At 57.2% G+C, this 17,474-nt stretch carries 14 protein-coding genes; 9 read left to right on the plus strand and 5 right to left on the minus strand.

Features of this window, described 5'->3' with window-relative positions; all coding sequences use genetic code 11:
• The first annotated feature begins 59 nt into the window (after window positions 1-59).
• The 5 genes from WG219_08160 to WG219_08180 all read left to right on the plus strand — a co-directional run bounded on the left by WG219_08160 (window position 60) and on the right by WG219_08180 (window position 8,007).
• Complete coding sequence (locus tag WG219_08160) at window positions 60-1,244, plus strand: MFS transporter (GenBank protein ID WXL27416.1); 1,185 nt, start codon at window positions 60-62, stop codon at window positions 1,242-1,244.
• Window positions 1,245-1,380: 136 nt separating this feature from the next.
• The gene (locus WG219_08165; protein WXL27417.1) at window positions 1,381-3,324 is read left to right on the plus strand and encodes a TonB-dependent receptor; all 1,944 of its coding nucleotides are present in this window, start codon (window positions 1,381-1,383) and stop codon (window positions 3,322-3,324) included.
• A gap of 1 nt (window position 3,325) precedes the next feature.
• Entirely contained in the window at window positions 3,326-7,171 is a 3,846-nt protein-coding gene (cobN, locus tag WG219_08170; GenBank protein ID WXL27418.1) for a cobaltochelatase subunit CobN, read from the plus strand.
• 57 nt (window positions 7,172-7,228) lie between these two features.
• Window positions 7,229-7,705 (plus strand): MotA/TolQ/ExbB proton channel family protein, encoded by a 477-nt coding sequence (locus WG219_08175; protein ID WXL27419.1) that lies wholly within the window; start codon window positions 7,229-7,231, stop codon window positions 7,703-7,705.
• A complete protein-coding gene (locus WG219_08180) occupies window positions 7,705-8,007 on the plus strand; it encodes a DUF2149 domain-containing protein (protein ID WXL27420.1) in 303 nt (100 codons plus the stop codon). Before WG219_08175 ends, WG219_08180 begins: the two co-directional genes overlap by 1 nt.
• A gap of 20 nt (window positions 8,008-8,027) precedes the next feature.
• Here WG219_08180 and tcyN read toward each other — a convergent pair whose 3' ends face one another.
• The 4 genes from tcyN to WG219_08200 all read right to left on the minus strand — a co-directional run bounded on the left by tcyN (window position 8,028) and on the right by WG219_08200 (window position 11,383).
• Entirely contained in the window at window positions 8,028-8,798 is a 771-nt protein-coding gene (gene tcyN, locus WG219_08185) for an L-cystine ABC transporter ATP-binding protein TcyN (protein ID WXL27421.1), read from the minus strand.
• Window positions 8,798-9,466, minus strand: a complete 669-nt coding sequence (tcyL, locus tag WG219_08190; protein ID WXL27422.1) for a cystine ABC transporter permease — start codon at window positions 9,464-9,466, stop codon at window positions 8,798-8,800. The genes tcyN and tcyL overlap by 1 nt, the downstream gene beginning before the upstream one ends.
• Complete coding sequence (gene tcyJ, locus WG219_08195) at window positions 9,463-10,263, minus strand: cystine ABC transporter substrate-binding protein (GenBank protein ID WXL27423.1); 801 nt, start codon at window positions 10,261-10,263, stop codon at window positions 9,463-9,465. The genes tcyL and tcyJ overlap by 4 nt, the downstream gene beginning before the upstream one ends.
• Window positions 10,264-10,387: 124 nt before the next feature.
• Complete coding sequence (locus tag WG219_08200) at window positions 10,388-11,383, minus strand: D-cysteine desulfhydrase (GenBank protein WXL27424.1); 996 nt, start codon at window positions 11,381-11,383, stop codon at window positions 10,388-10,390.
• 223 nt (window positions 11,384-11,606) lie between these two features.
• Here WG219_08200 and WG219_08205 point away from each other — a divergent pair, with 223 nt between their 5' ends.
• The 4 genes from WG219_08205 to WG219_08220 all read left to right on the plus strand — a co-directional run bounded on the left by WG219_08205 (window position 11,607) and on the right by WG219_08220 (window position 15,798).
• Entirely contained in the window at window positions 11,607-12,389 is a 783-nt protein-coding gene (locus WG219_08205; protein WXL27425.1) for a MetQ/NlpA family ABC transporter substrate-binding protein, read from the plus strand.
• 278 nt (window positions 12,390-12,667) lie between these two features.
• Window positions 12,668-14,653, plus strand: a complete 1,986-nt coding sequence (locus WG219_08210) for an FUSC family protein (GenBank protein ID WXL27426.1) — start codon at window positions 12,668-12,670, stop codon at window positions 14,651-14,653.
• Window positions 14,640-14,843 carry a DUF1656 domain-containing protein gene (locus WG219_08215; protein ID WXL27427.1) on the plus strand — a complete coding sequence of 68 codons (204 nt, stop codon included), beginning with the start codon at window positions 14,640-14,642 and terminating at the stop codon, window positions 14,841-14,843. The genes WG219_08210 and WG219_08215 overlap by 14 nt, the downstream gene beginning before the upstream one ends.
• Window positions 14,844-14,889: 46 nt before the next feature.
• Window positions 14,890-15,798 (plus strand): HlyD family secretion protein, encoded by a 909-nt coding sequence (locus WG219_08220; GenBank protein WXL27428.1) that lies wholly within the window; start codon window positions 14,890-14,892, stop codon window positions 15,796-15,798.
• Window positions 15,799-15,838: 40 nt separating this feature from the next.
• Here the strand turns inward: WG219_08220 and WG219_08225 are convergent, their stop codons facing one another.
• Entirely contained in the window at window positions 15,839-17,452 is a 1,614-nt protein-coding gene (locus WG219_08225) for an arylsulfatase (GenBank protein WXL27429.1), read from the minus strand.
• Window positions 17,453-17,474 lie beyond the last annotated feature (22 nt).

Genomic DNA, 17,474 nt, shown 5'->3' on the forward strand with positions numbered 1-17,474 from the left:
GATTCTTTGCGTAGAGATAATTATCAACAAGTGAGTTAATAAGGTAAAGGGATTTAGCCATGCGTACGCATCACGATTTTCACGATCAAACCAAGCCTTTTGCGTTGGTTGTTTTATGCCTGGTGTTACTGGGATTAAACCTGAGGCCGATCTTGGCCAGTGTTGGGCCTTTGCTGGATGAGATTCAGCACAGCATTGGCATTAGCAGTGGGAATGCTGGACTCCTGACCACATTGCCGGTACTGGCAATGGGGCTTTGCGCTTTGGCTGGCGGCCTGCTGCAGCGTCTGCTGGGCCAATATGCCGGTGTGTTGCTGGGGATTGTGGTGATCGCAGTCGCTTGCGCAACACGCTGGTTTTGGCATGACACGGGTGGCTTGATCGTTACGGCTGCGGTTGGTGGCTTCGGTATCGCCGTTGTACAGGCACTTCTGCCTGCCTACGTGAAAACTCAGTTTGCCTCCAGAGCCGGGCTGGTCATGGGCCTTTACACCACCGGAATCATGGGCGGAGCGGCTGTCGCTGCGGCAAGTGTCTCACCTGTTGCAGCGCATATCGCTTGGCAAGGCTCATTAGCAATTTGGGCCATCCCCGCTGTCATTGCCGCAATACTGTGGGTGGTCGCCGGTTCAAACGCATCACGGGCGGGCAAAGGCACTTTGGTGAAGTTGCCTCTGCGGTTGCCTCGCGCATGGCTGCTGATGATCTTCTTTGGCATCTCGGGTGGGGCTTATGCGCTTGTGCTGGCCTGGCTGCCACCGTTCTACACGCAGCTCGGCTGGACTTCTACAGAAAGCGGTTTGCTGCTGGGCCTGGTGACGATTGCGGAAGTTGTTGCGGGTCTACTGGTATCGGCTTTTGTCGGCCACTTTCATGATCGACGTGTGCTACTGCTGGGGACTTTGGTATTTCAGGCGCTCGGTCTGCTGTGCTTGATATTTGCCCCGAATGAATTGGCCATCGTCGGCGCAGTGGTACTGGGGCTGGGTATCGGGGCTATCTTCCCGTTATCGCTGATCGTCAGCATGGACCACGCTGAAACGCCTGCCCAGGCTGGTGCGCTGCTGGGGATGGTGCAGGGCGGGGGATACACGATTGCGAGCACGGTACCGTTCCTTGCCGGACTGATTCGCCAGCACTTCGCTGATTTGACCTTGGCGTGGGGTGTCATGTTGGGCGGTGTTGTTCTGCTAGCCGTTATTGCCTGCCGCTTCGCACCAGGCCAGAAGCTCCATTTCAATTAAGTGTTTGAGAAGCCCGCAATCATTCATCAGGAGGGGCGGGCTCCTGAGTGTAAAGAAGTACGGTTATTCAGTTTATCAATTGAATGTTATGTTATAACAAAATAAGATTCCGTCCTTTTCACAAGGGGATGGATCCATGAGTTCAATTTTTTCAAGCGCTCGACTGCCACTGACGGCATGCATCCTGCTGCTTCCAGGCATCAGCGATGCCCGTGTGCTTGATCTTGAGTCAACGGTGATCACGGCGACGAGCACGGAGCGTACGCTGCAAAATACGCCCGCCAGCGTCACCGTGATCACCCGCGAAGAACTGGCCAGCCGCCCGGTGCAGGATCTGGTTGATGCACTGCGTGGAACACCGGGTTTGCAATTCTCCGGTATTGGCTTGGGACGTCGCGGCATTAGCGTCCGCGGGATGGATTCCAAACACACGCTGTTTCTGGTGAATGGCCAGCGCATCAGTAATTCAGCCAGCGCCATTGCGCATGCGGACTTCGACTTAAGCTGGGTCCCGGTTGAAGCCATTGAGCGTATCGAAGTGGTCAGGGGGCCAATGTCCTCTCTGTATGGTTCTGAGGCGCTCGGTGGTGTGGTCAACGTCATCACCCGTAAGGCCACCGATGAGTGGAAGGGCAGCGCGTTGCTTAACGGTGGGGTGGTCGATAACAGCCAAGGGGGCGATACGCACCAGTTGGCGGGTTATCTCGGCGGCCCGCTGATTCCGGGTGTGTTGGGGCTGTCTTTAAATGGTGAAAGCCGCCGTCGTCAGGAGACTGCCGACCATGGTGATTCTGCACTCTCCGAGCTGGAGGGCCGCTCGGTGGACAGCGGCTCCGCGACGTTAAGCTGGACCCCTGACGACGCCCAGCGCCTCGACCTGACCATGGGCAGAGGTTTGGAAAAACGTTGGCGTAACACCCGGAGTGCCGGACGCCAGCCAGTTGAGTATGAAGCTCGCGATCGTATTGAGCGGGAAAACTTCTCATTGGCTCACACGGGGAATTGGTCTTGGGGCAGCAGTTCGTTGCGCTTTTATCGCAACCGACTTGAGCGTGACAACACCTACACCAAGGGTCAAAAACCGAGCAATCCTTGGCAGCGCATGACCGATGATGTGGCTGACGGCAGCATCAGCCTGCCGGTTGGTGACATGCACCTGTTCACCTTCGGCGGCGAGTGGCGCAAGGAGCATCTTGAGGACAACAGCATTGCCGGGGGCGACGCTGAAGCGATCCACCGGGCTGCATTCTTCCAGGATGAAATCCAATTTAACGAGGATTGGTCGCTGGTGCTGGGTAGCCGCTTCGACCACCACGACAACTATGGCTGGCAAAAGAGCCCACGGGCTTATCTGGTGCATCAGGTCAACGATGCGTTGACCCTACGCGGTGGCGTCGGCCGCGGCTTTAATGCGCCGACCCTTAAAGAGCTGTCACCCGGTTATTCCGCCGTGGGCGGTGGCGGTATGTTCACCATCACCGGCAACCCGGATCTGGACCCGGAAATCAACACCACTTACGAATTTGGCGGCGACTACGCGGGGGATGGTTGGTCGCTGTCGGCGGGGGTGTTCCAGAACAACGTCAAAGGACTGATCCAGACTGTCTGCGTTGAAGCCTGCGGGCAGCGTGGGCGGGAAATGCGTGAGTATGAAAACGTCGATAAAGCGCGCATCAGGGGGCTGGAACTGGGGGCGGAAATCGACTTGCCAGCCGACCTGCACTGGGGCGCGAATTACACCTATCTGGATGCCATTGATCGAAGTGCTGACCGCCGCCTGGCCGGGCGTTCCCGGCATTTGGCCAACACCCATGTGAGTTGGAAACCTACCGAGCGTTTCACTGCTCAGGTGCGTAACGAATACGTTGGCAGCCAGATTGGTTACAGCTCTAACAAGGAGTACAGCCTGCCAGCCTATAGCTTGTGGCACTTAGAGCTGACCCAGCAACTCACCGAAGAGTTGAGCGTACGTGGCGGTGTGCAAAACATCGGAGACGTGCGCCTAGCGGATGAAGACGCGCTGTTTAACTACCCGGAGCCGGGGCGCACCTTCCATGTTGGCCTGAGCCTGAGTTTCTAAAATGCGAAGACTATTTCTAATCCTGATCTGGCTGTTTACCAGCACTACGGTGCTGGCTGATACCCAGCCCGATGTGCGTGTTCTGGCGAATGATTTTGTCCTTCCGGGCAAATTACAGCGTCTGCAAAGCTGGGCGAGCGAAGCCGGTATGCAACTGGACAGCCGCAACATCAGCCGCGAGCGCGACGCTAAAGCCAACGTGCTGGAAGCAGGCTTACTGATTCTGGACACACCGCGCCCGAATGATCTGGCGCAAATGCAGGCGTTTCTGGGCGAGCAACTAAAACAGTCGCGTACACCGTGGATTCGCGTAGGCGGTGGCGCACCTGCTTTTGGCAACCTACCGCCACCCATGGCCTATGCCATGATCGGTTACTACGGTAATGGTGGTGAGGCAAACCTGCGCCAACTGTTGGCTTATTGGAAAGCCCTGAAGGCAGGCCAAGATGTGTCCACGATGCCGCCGCCCAAGCCCTTGCCTGCAACCGGTCTGTATCATCCGGACGCCCCGGAGCTGTTCACTGATGTGCAGGCCTATCTGGCCTGGGGCAGTAAGCGCTGGGCGGAAGACGCTCCACGGGTTGGTTTCGTCATCCATAGTGGTGCAATTGCTGATGCGGAATTGGGCATGTTGGATGCCTTGATCAAACTCAGCGAAGCCCACGGACAGGCTCCCGTGCTGTTCTGGTTTGATGCACAAAATCCACAAGGCCTGACCCAGGTCGTCAAACCCGCTCAGGTGCAGGTGTTGATCAACCTGACCCATATGCAGAATGCGGCCGCGCGGCAGGCTGAGTTTATCGACCAGAATATCCCGGTTTTGCAAACCTTTGGTGAGCGCAGCACAGATGTAGAAGGCTGGCGAGCGTCCACCTCGGGTATTGCCATGCATGCTCTGGCTCCGTTGTTAGGTGTGCCGGAGAGCTGGGGCATGAGTGATCCGCTGGTGATCAGCGCGGTTGAAAAGGGCGAGCCGGTGCTGATCCCCGAGCAGGCTGTGGCTTTGATGCGCAAGGTCAATCGTCTGGCGCATTTGCAAACCTTGCCTGCTGCACAGAAACGTTTAGCGCTGATGTTCTGGAATCACCCCGACGGCGAGAAAAATATCTCCGCTTCACACCTCAATGTGCCGCGCAGTTTGGCTGTTCTGAGTCAGCGTCTGTCTGAGGCTGGTTACAACGTGACTGTGCGCACTGAGGCTCAATTAACAGAAACGGCGCAGCGCCTATTGTCTGGCTATTACCACCCGGAAACGTTGGATGAGCTGCTCAAGGATGATCTGGCCGTCGGTGTGCCGCTGGACGCCTATCAGCGCTGGTTACTGACGTTGCCAGAGTCCGTGCGCACAGAGCTGACAGCGCGTTGGGGCGACCCAGCCAAGCATTGGGCTATCCGTATGCTCAATGACAGGCCGCAATTCATCATTCCCCGCGCTAAGTTGGGTACTTTGACGCTGATGCCGCAGCCACCTCGGGCCGGTCGACCTGGTGAGGCTTATCACGATGGGAAAGTGCCGCCGGATCACATCTACTTAGCAGCTTACCTGTTGCTGCACGACCTGGCTGACGGGCTGATTCACTTCGGCACCCACGGCACACAGGAGTGGCTGCCGGGCAAGGACCGTGGGTTGTCGGTGAACGATTATGGCTTTCTCGCTGTGGCTGATTTGCCAGTGTTCTATCCCTATATTCAGGACAACATTGGCGAGGCCATTCAGGCTAAACGCCGAGGCCGTGCTGTCACCATCAGCCACCAAACACCGCCGTTCGCACCGGCTGGGCTGTATGACGAGCTGCGCGATTTGCACGACCTGATCCATCAATACCAGCAACTGGAAGACGGGGCTGTTCAACAGCAAACGGCGAGCAAAATTGTTGATGAGGCACAGCAGGCAGGCCTGCTCGAAGACCTGCAACTAGACGCCCAGTCAGCCAAGGCCGACTTCTCTGATTTCTTTGCCCGATTGCATGATCACCTGCATGCATTGGCGGCGGACAATCTGCCGCTGGGGCTGCATACCTTTGGTGAGCCTGCGCTGCCTGAGCACCGGCTCAGCACCGTTTTACAGCAACTGGGGCAGCCTTATTTGAAGGCGGTGTCTGAGTCCAGCGGTAAGGCTTACGAGGCTGAGCCGGTTGCCATGGATTTCGCCGAGCTGAAAAAGACCGAGGCTTATGGCTTATTGGAACGCTACGTCTCGCAGGCCCATTCGCTGGATGAATTGCCGGGAGCGGACTTGCGTGAACAGCTGGAAAAGGCCCGTGGCTATGAGCTGAATTTGGCCCGCACAGGCGAGATCGAGGCGCTCCTGGCAGGGCTTGCTGGTGGCTTTGTGGCGCCTGGCCCTGGTGGCGATCCCGTGCGTAACCCGCAGGTGCCCAGCGGTCGTAATCTCTATGCATTTGAGGCTGACAAGCTACCCACTCGTGCCGCTTACGAGGCGGGTGAGCAGGCTTTGCAGCAGTTGATCGACAACTACAAGGCCGAGCATGAGGGCCAGGCCCCACGCAAGCTGGCGTTCAGTTTGTGGTCATCGGAAGCCATGCGTCACTTAGGCATTCTGGAGAGTCAGGTGCTGCACGCCATGGGCCTGCGTCCCGTGTGGGATGAAGGCGGGCGGGTGCGGGCGCTGGAGATTATTCCCCGTGCTGAGTTGGGCCGGCCGCGTATTGATGCGGTGATACAAGCCACCAGCGTTTACCGCGATCAGTTTGACGGCTTTATGCGCCTGTTGGCTGAAGCAGTCGAGCGGTTGGAGCAGCTGGATGAGGCGGATAACTCGATCGCAGCCAACAGCAAAACTGTGCAGGCTCGTTTGCAGGAACAAGGCATGCAGGATGAACAGGCTAAAGCGTTGGCCAGCGTGCGGATTTTCAGCAACGAGCCCGGCGACTATGGCACCGGTGTGACGGCGCTGACCCTAGATTCAACCCAGTGGGAGGATGAGTCGGCTCTGGCTGAGCAGTACCTGTCGCGTCTGGGCAGCGGTTACGGCAGCCGTGGTCTGGTGGCTGAGGCAGCAGGCGCCAAACTGTTTGCAGAGCAGCTCAAGGGCGTTGAGGCGGCGGTGCTGGCGCGCTCCTCCACGGTGAACGGTTTGCTTTCCACTGATCATCCGTTTGAGTTTTTAGGTGGGCTGTCCCTGGCGATCCGTCATCTGGATGGCAGCAGCCCGTCCCTGTATATCGCCGACTTGCGCACCAACACGCCGCGCATGGAGGGCACCGCGCAATTCCTCAGCAGCGAACTGCGCAGCCGCTACCTCAATCCGCAGTGGATCAGCGCTATGCAGAAGGAAGGCTACGCCGGAACCCTGGAGCTGCTGAACATCGTCAACAACGTTTGGGGCTGGCAAGCCATGGACCGCAGCATGGTGCGTGCGGATCAGTGGCAAGCGCTGCACCAAACCTACGTGATGGATCAGCGCAACCTTGGCCTCAACGAGTGGTTCGAGGCGAATAACCCAAGTGCTCAGGCGCAGTTGGTTGAGCGCATGTTGGAGGCCATTCGCAAAGGCTATTGGGATGCCGACGAGCAAACCCGCAAGGAACTCACCGAGCGTTGGCAGGCGCTGGAAGACCAGGGGGCGACCGGCGATACCAAACCGGTGACCCGCGAGTTTATTGAGCAATTAGCTGCAGGTTTTGGCCTGGCAGGTTCCGCCCCGGCAGAGGCGGGTGGTGAAAGCGGCGGTGCGGGTGAAACCGTCAGCGGGCAGGTACTGGAACAGGTCACTCAAGACAGCGCTTCGCCTACGCCGCAATGGCAGATCTGGCTGGGCTTTGCCTTGTTGCTGCTGTGTTTGCTGTTTGGCGGCTGGCGCCAAATGCGCAATCAGCGGGCCTGAAACCTTAACTAAAGCATTTTGGTGGCCGATTGTGGCCACCCTATCTGAGCCGTATTTATGAATACCTTTGAATTTAGTCTGTATGAACTCACCCGCTGGTTTCTGACCCCAGTGCTGATCCTTATTCTGCTGGCGCTGGCTTATGCATTCGTCGCGTTGGGCAGCTTTGCGGCTGAGGCGTGGCAGCGCCGCAGCGGTCGTTATCGTTCAGTACTGGCGCGTTGGAAAACCACGCACGGTGGCAATAGCGATGATCTGGAGTTGCTGATCATGCAGCGCCTGGAGTGGCTACGCGTGGTCTCACGCAGCACGCCAATGCTGGGGCTGGTGGCGACCATGATCCCCATGGGTCCGGCTTTGCTGGCGCTGACCCAGAATAATAGTCAGGGCATTGGTGAGAATCTGGTGGTGGCATTCTCGGCGGTGATTGTGGCGCTGCTGGCGGCCAGTATCAGCTTCTTTATCCTCACTATTCGCCGCCGTTGGCTGTTGCAGGAGCTACGGGCTATTGAGCGTCAGCAGGAGGTTCGCTGATGCGTTTTCTGGATGAAGATGAAGATGACCCGATGCTGTCTGTGGTCAACCTGATCGACGTGTTTTTGGTGCTGATCGGCATCCTGCTGATCGTCATCGTGCAGAGCCCGCTGAATCCGTTCAACCAGAGCAAAGTGGTGGTGATCGAGAACCCCGGCGAGGCGGATATGCGTGTGCTTATCAAGGATGGTGAGGAGCTGACTGAATATCAGGCCAATGGTGAGATTGGCGAAGGGCAGGGCAGTAAGGCCGGTATCACCTACCGCCTCAACGACGGCCGGATGATTTACGTGCCGGAGTGATCCGGCACGTTTCAGTGTGGCTAAATCCCGCTGCCATTCTCCTCTACAACGGGTAGGAACTTGCTGAGGAACTGACGCGTGCGCGCCTCGCGCGGGTTGCTGAACAACTGCTGCGCGGGGCCTTGCTCGACGATCACGCCCTGGTCAATAAAGATTGCCCGGCTGGCTACATCCCGGGCGAAACTCATCTCATGGGTCACAATCACCAACGTGCGCTTTTCCTCGGCGAGACCACGAATGGTACTGAGTACTTCGCCCACCAGCTCCGGGTCAAGGGCTGAGGTGGGTTCATCAAACAGAATCACCTCCGGCTCCATGGCCAGCGCTCGGGCGATGGCTACCCGTTGTTGTTGCCCGCCGGAAAGGCGCTTGGGGTAGGCATCTTCTTTACCAGCCAGCCCCACTTTGGCCAGCAGGGCGCGACCCTTGGCTTCGGCCTGCTCTTTGGGCTCTTTCTTAACTATCACCGGCCCTTCAATGACGTTATCCAGCGCGCTGCGGTGTGGAAACAGATTGAAGTTCTGAAACACAAAGCCCACTTGTTGGCGCAATTTGCGAACCAGTGAACGCTGTTGCTTGATCGGCTTGGCCGCATCAATCTCAATATCCCCCACGCGTATGCTGCCGCTGTCCGGGTTTTCCAGCAGGTTCAGGCAGCGTAGCAGGGTGGTCTTGCCCGAGCCGCTGGGGCCGATAATGGCCAGCACTTCGCCTGCCTCAATATCCAAATCAATGCCTTTAAGCACTGGCTGGCCTTTAAAGGCCTTTTTCAGGTTACGCACGCGGATCATCAGTTGTCCCTTTCATGTCGGTTGACGCGTGCTTCCAAGCGGTTTTGCAGATGCGCCAGCAGGCTGGAGAGCAGCCAGTAGATCAGGGCTGCGGCCAGGTACATGGTGAAAATTTCAAAGGTGCGGGCGGTGATCAGCTGTGCCTGACGGAACAGCTCCGGCACCTGAATGGTGGCGGCCAGTGCGGTGTCCTTAACCAGCCCGATAAAACTGTTGCCCAACGGCGGCAGTGCCGTGCGCGCAGCCTGCGGCAGGATGGTGCGATACAGTGTCTGCACGCGGCTCATGCCGATGCTGGCGGAGGCTTCCCATTGGCCACGATCAATCGAGGCAATGGCAGCGCGGAGGATTTCGGAAACGTAAGCGGCCATGTTCAGAGACAGGCCAATCATGGCGGCAGGGAGAGGCTCAAGCTGGATGCCGATTTCAGGCAAACCGTAGTAGATCATGAACAATTGCACCAGCAACGGCGTGCCCCGGAAGAACGACACATAAATGCGCACAAGAATGCGCAGCGGGGCGAAGGCGTAGAGCTGGGTGATTGCCAGAAGAAAGCCCAGCAGCAGGCCGAAAAACATGCCGCCGAGACTCAGAACTACCGTGTACAGCGCGCCCTTGAGCAAGAAGGGCGCGGAATCCAGCGCAAGCTGCAGGCTTGCTTCGATCATTGGGTTACATCAGCCTTGAACCATTTTTCGGAAATCGCCTTGAGGGTGCCGTTGGCACGCAGATCGGCGATGGCTTTATCCAGTGCAGCTTGCAGTTCTGGATTGCCTTTGCGCAGGGCGATCCCGGCAGCTTGCGGAGCGAAGGGTGCACCTGCCACAGCCAGTTTGCCGCGGGATTTATCGACCAGTTCGAAGGCTGCAAGACGGTCGCCGAGAATCACATCGAGGCGGCCAACGCGGACATCTTGGTTACGGCTGGCGTCATCGTCGTAAGTGCGAATGTCGGCTTGCGGCACGTTATCTTTCAGCCACTGTTCGTAGTTGGTGCCCAGTACCACGCCGACTTTTTTCCCAGCCAGATCTTCAGGTTTCTTGTATTGGCCTTCTTCGCCAGTACGGGCCAGCACCTGAACACCGGAGACGGTATAAGGCGTACTGAAGTCGTATTTCTTTTTGCGCTCTTCAGAGATGGTCACCTGATTGACCACCACATCCAGACGGCCTGTTTCAAGCGCGGCGAGGATGCCGTCCCACTTACTGGGTTGAAACACTGGTTTGACGCCCAGCTCTTTGGCTACCGCCTCTGCAAACTCCACTTCAAAGCCCGTCAGCTTGCCGTTCTCATCCTGATAGTTGAACGGTGGGTAGGTGCCTTCCAAGCCGATTTTGATTTCGCCTTTCTGCTTGATCTGGTCCAGCAGATCGGCTGCCTGTACGGCCTGAAGGGAGAGGGAAACGACAAAGGCCAATCCAAGGCCAAGGGCTGTCAGAGGGCGTCGTAACAGGGATGGTTGCATGGTGCGGTCCTCGCATTGCAATAAAAGTGCGCTCACTCTAGAGCGCTCCTTTTAGAAGTTAAAATACTTAAAGATTCTTTTTATATATCTGGTTTTGGTAATGAGGTGCAGGTCACTGCTTGGATCAATGGTAGGCGAAAAGCGCAGGAGCACCACCGGTGTGCACAAATAGCACCGGGCCTTTGCCAAGCAGATCACGTTCAATCCCATCCACCAGCCCGGCAAAGGCTTTGCCGGTGTACACCGGGTCCAGCAGGATGCCTTCGTGACTGGCCAGTAACTGAATGCTGGCCAGGGTGGCCGGGTTAGGTTCGCCATAGCGGGGGGCGAAATAGTTGTCCCACAGCTCAATCTTCAAATCGACCGGCACGGGGACGTCCAGCAGCTCTGCGGTTTGCTGCAAAAGACCTTCAACTTTCGGCCGTTGGGTTGCATCCGGGCGGGATACGGTGACACCGATCAGGCGGGTACCCGGCAGCGCATACTCCAGCCCCAGCGCTAGGCCACTGTGGGTTCCGGCGCTGCCCGAAGCCACCACCACGGCGGCAAAGTGCTGGCCGCTTTGTTTGATCTGCTCGGCCAGCTCCAGGCCCGCTCGCACATAACCCAGCGCACCCAAGGCATTGGAGCCACCAATCGGTACTACATAAGGGCGTCTGCCCAGCACGCTAAGGCGCGAAGCGACCTGGGCCAGTAACTGGTCGGCGTTTTCGAGGCTGTCTACGTTTTCCACGGTGGCGCCAAACAGGTCCAGCAGCAGGCGGTTGCCGTTTTCGAGGTAGTTGGCGGCATTAGTGCCGATGGGGTTTTCCAGCAACGCCAGACAATCAAGACCGAGGCGGGCGGCGAGGGCGGCGGTTTGACGAACGTGGTTGGACTGGATGGCACCGGCGGTGATCAGGGTGTCTGCCCCTTCAGCCAATGCAGCGGCGCCGAGGTATTCCAGCTTGCGAACCTTATTACCGCCGAGGGCAAACGGCGTGGTGTCGTCGCGCTTGATGTAAATCTCACGGCCGAGGGTCTGCGAGAGGCGCTCGAGTTTTTCCAATGGCGTTGGTTGGGTCAGCAGCGTTAAGCGTTCAACGCGTTCGAGATGAGTGGCGAGCAATGTCTTGTCCATAGTGCGCAGCGTGTCCCTGAATGTGGTCGGCCCTATTTGTGGGTTTTGCGGAGGGGCTGACAAAACGTGTTTTTTGAGATTTGGTTATATAAAAATAATAAAACAGTATTTTCTGGTAATAAAAAATGTCGATAGTGTCGCCGACAACAAGGCCGTCAGGCTGAAAGAAAGCTGTGATTTTTGGCCGTATCCGAGTACGGCCTACAACGAATGGAACTCCGACATGAAAAAAGCACTGTTGTTCACCGTACTCGCTGCATCCATCGTCTCCGGTCTGGTTCAGGCGGGCGAAAAACTGGTGGTGGCTGCCACGCCGGTACCTCATGCAGAGATTCTTGAACTGATCAAACCTCAGCTGGCTAAGGAAGGCGTTGATCTGGATATCAAGGTTTTTACCGACTACGTGCAGCCCAACCTGCAAGTGCAGCAAAAGCAGTTGGATGCCAACTATTTCCAGACTAAGCCTTATCTGGATGCTTTCAACCAAAGCCGTGGCACCGATCTGGTCGTTGTTAAAGGTGTCCACGTCGAACCACTGGGTGCCTATTCCAACAAGTTCAAACTGATTACTGAATTGCCGGATGGCGCCACAGTCGCCATCCCTAATGAGGGCAGTAATGGCGGGCGTGCACTGCTGTTATTGCAAAAGGCCGGGCTTATCACCTTGAAAGACCCGAAAAGCGTAGTGGCATCGCCCAAAGACATCAGCAGCAACCCGCATAAGTTCAAATTCAAAGAGCTGGATGCGGCGATCCTGCCTCGCGTGCTGGATCAGGTCGACCTGGCCCTGATCAACACCAACTACGCTCTGGAAGCCAAACTCAATCCGGCTGAAGACGCGCTGCTGATTGAGGGGAGCGACTCGCCGTACGTCAACTTCCTGGTCGCCCGGCCGGACAACCAGAACAGCCCAGCGGTGCAAAAGCTTGCACAAGCGCTGACCAGCCCTGAAGTGAAAGCCTTCATTCTGCAGCGCTATTCGGGAGCCGTCGTACCCGCCTTCTGATACACGCACCCACCACGACACTCAGGCATAGGTCTGGGATTCAGCGCCGCCATATCGCTATGGCGGCGTTTTTTTGTTTTCATGGGACTTGAATGTCGCGTTGAACTTGCGTGCGCGAGTCGTGTCTTTTCGCTATTCCCCATACGAAGCACAAACCGTTTATCTGAGCGATTCGCATTTTTTTGTACAAATAGTTAGCTTGCTAATAATATTGTTTGTCGTGTAAATCTTCTTCTTACGTCTACCGAACTTTTATTCGCTTTCCTAAGGGATTCAGGATGCCGAATTTTCTGAAGCCGTTTCTATCGCCTAGTCTCAGGGCAGTGCAGTTTGCAATTAAGACTGTACTCGGGGCGTTTCTGGCGTTGTGGTGTGCCTTGCGCTTTGGGCTTGATCAGCCTCAGTGGGCGATGATGACCGCGGTTATTGTGGCGCAGCCGCTGTCTGGGATGGTGGTGCAGAAGGCGATTGCGAGGCTGCTCGGCACCCTGGTTGGGGCGACGATGTCGATTGTGGTGATGGCGTTGTTCAGTCAGGCACCTTGGATGTTCTTGGCGGCCGTGGCGTTGTGGCTGGGGCTGTGTACAGCAGCATCGACCATGATGCGCAGTGCTTGGGCTTATGCGTTTGTGTTGGCCGGTTATACCGTGGGGATCATCTGCCTGCCTTCGCTGGGTAACCCGCTTAATGTGTTTGAGGAAGCTGTTGCGCGGGCCACGGAAATCTCTCTGGGCATCATTTGCGCATCAGTGGTGCAGATCATCTTGTGGCCGGTTCGGGTCAATCATCAGTTAGTGGGGCAGGCGCAGGAAACCTGGCGAGCAGGGTTGCAGGCTGCTCAGCAGTCGTTAAGCGGTGAAAGTCTGCCGCGGCAAGGGTTGTTGGGAATGCTCGGGCGCATTGTGGCGGTGGATGCCCAGCGTGAGCACGCTTGGTTTGAGGGGTATCAAGGACGTTTGCGTGCACAGGCAGTTCGCTTGATGAGCCGGGATCTGCTGGCCATGTTGCGTCTAGCCAGAGGCGTAGCTAGGCAGTGGCGTCAGCTGACGGCTAATGAGGCAGTTGAAGTGAGTAGTTGGCTGACCCGTGTACGTGATGGGTTGGACAGCCCTGAGGCTACTGATTGGTCTGACTTGCACGACCAACTGGTAGAGGCGTTATCTGCACAGCAGTGGTCGGCTTCTCAGCAGCACTGTTTGGATCGCCTAGCGTTGTTCATCCGTACTTTGATTGCAGCCAAACGCTCGCTGGATGCGGTTTGCCATGCTCAGCCAATCCGTGAGCTGCCGCCAGCTTTGTCATGGCATCACGACTGGCAGACCGCTGCATTTTTTGGTGCCCGCAGTGCCTTGGCGTTTTTGTTGGTGGCGTGTTTCTGGATGGCCACGGCATGGCCTTCAGCTACGGGGGCGATGGTGCTGTGTGCGGTGGTGTGCAGTTTATTCGCGAGCCGTGATAACGCCATCCAGCTTGGGGTGATGTTTTTGCGCGGAACCATTTGGGCTATTCCGGTGGCGTTTGTGGTCGCACAGTTATTGATCCCGATTGTTTACGACTTCGAGTTGCTTTCCCTGGTGCTGGGCGTACCGATGTTTGTTGGGGCGCTGGCGATGGGGTCGCCAGCCACAGGAGCTGTCGCCACTGCGTTTTGTATGCATTTAGTGGTGCTTTCGCTGGCACCTGCTGGCGTGACCAATGATGTTCCTTTTTTTATCAATGATGCCCTGGGATTGGTCATCGGTGTGAGTTGCGCAGTTTTAGCCTTCAAGCTGATCAGCTTGCGTAACCGCAACTGGTTAGGGCGGCGGCTGTTGCAGGCTACCGCTCGGGATATGGGACGGTTGGCTCGCTTGAGTCTGGTAGGCGCTGAGAACTGGTTTGGCGGGCGTATGGCTGACCGCCTGGTGCAGCTGGCGCGTTATTACCCAGTGGGTAGCGGGCAATCGCAAGGGGTATGGGAGGAGGGCGTCGCCGCGTTGGATTTGGGTGATGAACTGCTCCAGTTACGCAGTTGTATCCAGGAAATTCCGGGGCTGGCCAGTGATTGGAACCAGTTTGTGGTCCGCTATGAAGCAGTCATCAATTATGGCCCTAAGCTTGATCGGCAAGAAGCACTGGACCCAGCTATTAATAATTTGTCCGAAGTATTGATGGCCCTGCCGTCCAGCTCTGACCGGCGTCTTGCCCAGTCCGCGCTGGTGCAGCTACGCAGCGGCTGGCGTCATTGGTGTGCAATGCATGGAGATGTCTATGGGGCTGCGTGAGTGGGAGATGGGAGGGATTCTGTTCAGCCCGATGCTGGTGTTCGCCGTATTGGCTTTGCTGGTGACGTTCTTTTTGCGTTGGGGCATCCAGTCGGCAGGGCTGACACGTTGGATCTGGCATGAGGCGCTGTTTGATTGCGCACTCTATGTGTGTGTGCTTGCGGTTGTGGTTGCTGTACTGGGGCGGTGAGTCTGCCTTGATACGGATTTAACGGGTTGTGTAAGAGGGATTTTCCTTGCAGAGCATTATTCGAGTCGCCGTTACCTTGTTGGTGGTGCTGGTTGCAGTTTTAGCCGGGCATTGGGTCTGGCAGCACTATATGTATTCGCCTTGGACCCGTGACGCGCGCATCCGCGCTGATGTGGTGACCATCGCACCTGATGTAGCGGGGTGGGTTGTTGATTTGAAGGTGGTGGATAACCAAGCGGTTAAAAAGGGTGATGTGCTGATGACCATCGACCGCGACCGTTACGCTGCCGAGTTGGAGCAGGCGCGGGCGTTGGAGCAGACCCGTAAGGAGGAGTTGCGTCAGCGCGAGCATCAGTCGAGCCGTCGTCAGCGCTTAGGCAGTGCAGCGATTAGTGCTGAATTGGTGGATAACGCGAAGATTGATACCGAAGTTGCCCGTGGTGAATACCGCCAGGCCCAAGCCGCTGTGAGGCTGGCTGAGCTTAATCTTGAGCGCAGTGAGGTGCGGGCGCCGCGCTCCGGGCACATCACCAATTTGCGCCTGGCCCAGGGCAACTATGTGAATGTGGGGCAACCCGTGATGGCGCTGGTGGATGACAGCTCGTTCTACATTCAAGGCTACTTTGAAGAAACCAAGCTGCCCCAGATTCGTGAAGGCTTGCCAGTGGAAATCTGGCTGATGGGCGGTGATCAGCAGATTGCCGGACGGGTTGAAAGCATCAGCCGTGGTATCACCGATCGCAACTCTGCCCCCGATGGTCAGCTGCTGGCGGATGTTGAACCGACCTTCAACTGGGTACGTCTGGCCCAGCGTATTCCAGTGCGGATTGCGCTGGAGAAAGTGCCTGAAGGTGTTCACCTGAGTGCTGGGATGACAGCCAGTGCGCGGATTCTGGAAGGTGAGAGCGTTGAGGATGTAAGCCTTATCGGCGAGGTGCAGAAGCACCTCTTCTGATGCGCAGATGGAGCGGCTGTGCGCCGCTCCGTTACAGTGCTTACTTGTCCAGCTGGAAGGGCGTTTGGCCGATTATCACGCCGGTTTCTTCGGAATAGGTTTCCCAGTGTGCCGCCAGTTCTTCCAGCACATGCGGGTGGCTCTTGGCCAAGTCGTTAACCTCTCCGGGGTCTTTGCTCAGGTCATACAGCTGCCAGCGCGCCGGGCCTATGGGTGAAGGGATGTAGACGATCTTCCAGTCACCTTTACGCAGAGCACGCATGCCAAACAACTCCCACCCCGTCACGCTGTTGGCGTCGTGCACGGCCTTGGTTTCCGCAGACAGGTAACCCAGCCATGACTTACCCCGTACTGTCGCCACATCCCGCCCATTCCAGCGCTTGCCCGGATGACGGATACCGGCCAGATCGAGAATAGTCGGAGTGACATCCATCACGGTGCCGAAGGCATGGCTGATCTGCTTTTGCCGGGCCAGTTTCGGGTAATGGATCAGCGCTGGGACACGAATACCACCCTGCGTGGTAAAGGCTTTGAACAGGCGTGACGGTGCGGTTGCCGCTTGGGCCCAGCGGGGGCCGTACCATACGTAGGAGTTGGCGCGGCCGATGTTGTCCAGGCTGTTGTCGTAATGCTGATCGAGGAAGCTTTTCAGGTTGGGGCCGAATTTGGGGAAGGCCTCCAGTAACGCACCTTCTGCACCGTTATCGGAGAGGAAGAGGATGAAGGTGTTGTCCAGCTGACCTTGTTCACGCAGGTAATTCACCACGCGCCCGACGTTCCAGTCCAGCCGCTCCACCATGGCGGCATAGACCTCCATACTGCGGGCTGAGATAGCGCGTTCTTCAGGGCTTAACTGTTCCCATTCTGCATTGAGTGCAACCACTGGATGCGGTTCGACATCGCGGCTGATCAGGCCCAGTTCCTTGAGTTTGTTCAAGCGCTCTTCGCGTAATACGGCGGGGCCGTTGTCATACCGGCCCCGGTATTTGTCGACGATCTCCTTGGGGGCCTGCAACGGCCAGTGTGGTGCCGAGAAGGGTAAGTAGGCGAAGAACGGCCTGCTCTGGTCACGCTCCTTGAGGTATTGCAGGAGCTTGTCACCGAAGGCGTCGGATGAGTAGAAGTCATCGGGCAGCTTGTCGATGAGTTTGTCATCTTCGATGTACAGCGCCGGTGTGGACTTGAGAATACGCGGCGTGCTGTCGTCATAGGGCGGCTCGAAACCATAGTGGTTGGCCGCACCAGGCAGTAGCGAAAACGAGCGCTCGAATCCACGTGCGTGCGGTGCCAGTTCGGGTTTCAGGCCTAGGTGCCATTTACCCGCCATCAATGTCTGGTAACCGGCCTCACGCAGTAACTCGGGCAGGGCGACAACGCGATCGTTCAGGTAGCCCTCGTAGCCCGGTTTGCCTTGCTGCTCAGGGCTGATGGCTTCGGCCATGCTGCCGATTCCGGCAAGATGGTGATCGGTGCCGGTGAGCAGCATGGAGCGCGTCGGTGAGCAGGTTGACGCAGCGTGAAAGTCGGTCAGGCGCAGGCCGTTGGTGGCCAGGGCATCCAGGTTAGGTGTGGAGATTTCACTACCAAAGGCGCCGACGTCCGAGAAGCCCAGGTCATCAGCCAGTATCACCAGAAAATTGGGACGAGTACTCATGTAAACCTCATACAGGTGGGCG

The organism is Pseudomonas mendocina (assembly GCA_037482215.1).
GTDB classification, from domain to species: Bacteria; Pseudomonadota; Gammaproteobacteria; order Pseudomonadales; family Pseudomonadaceae; genus Aquipseudomonas; species Aquipseudomonas mendocina_E.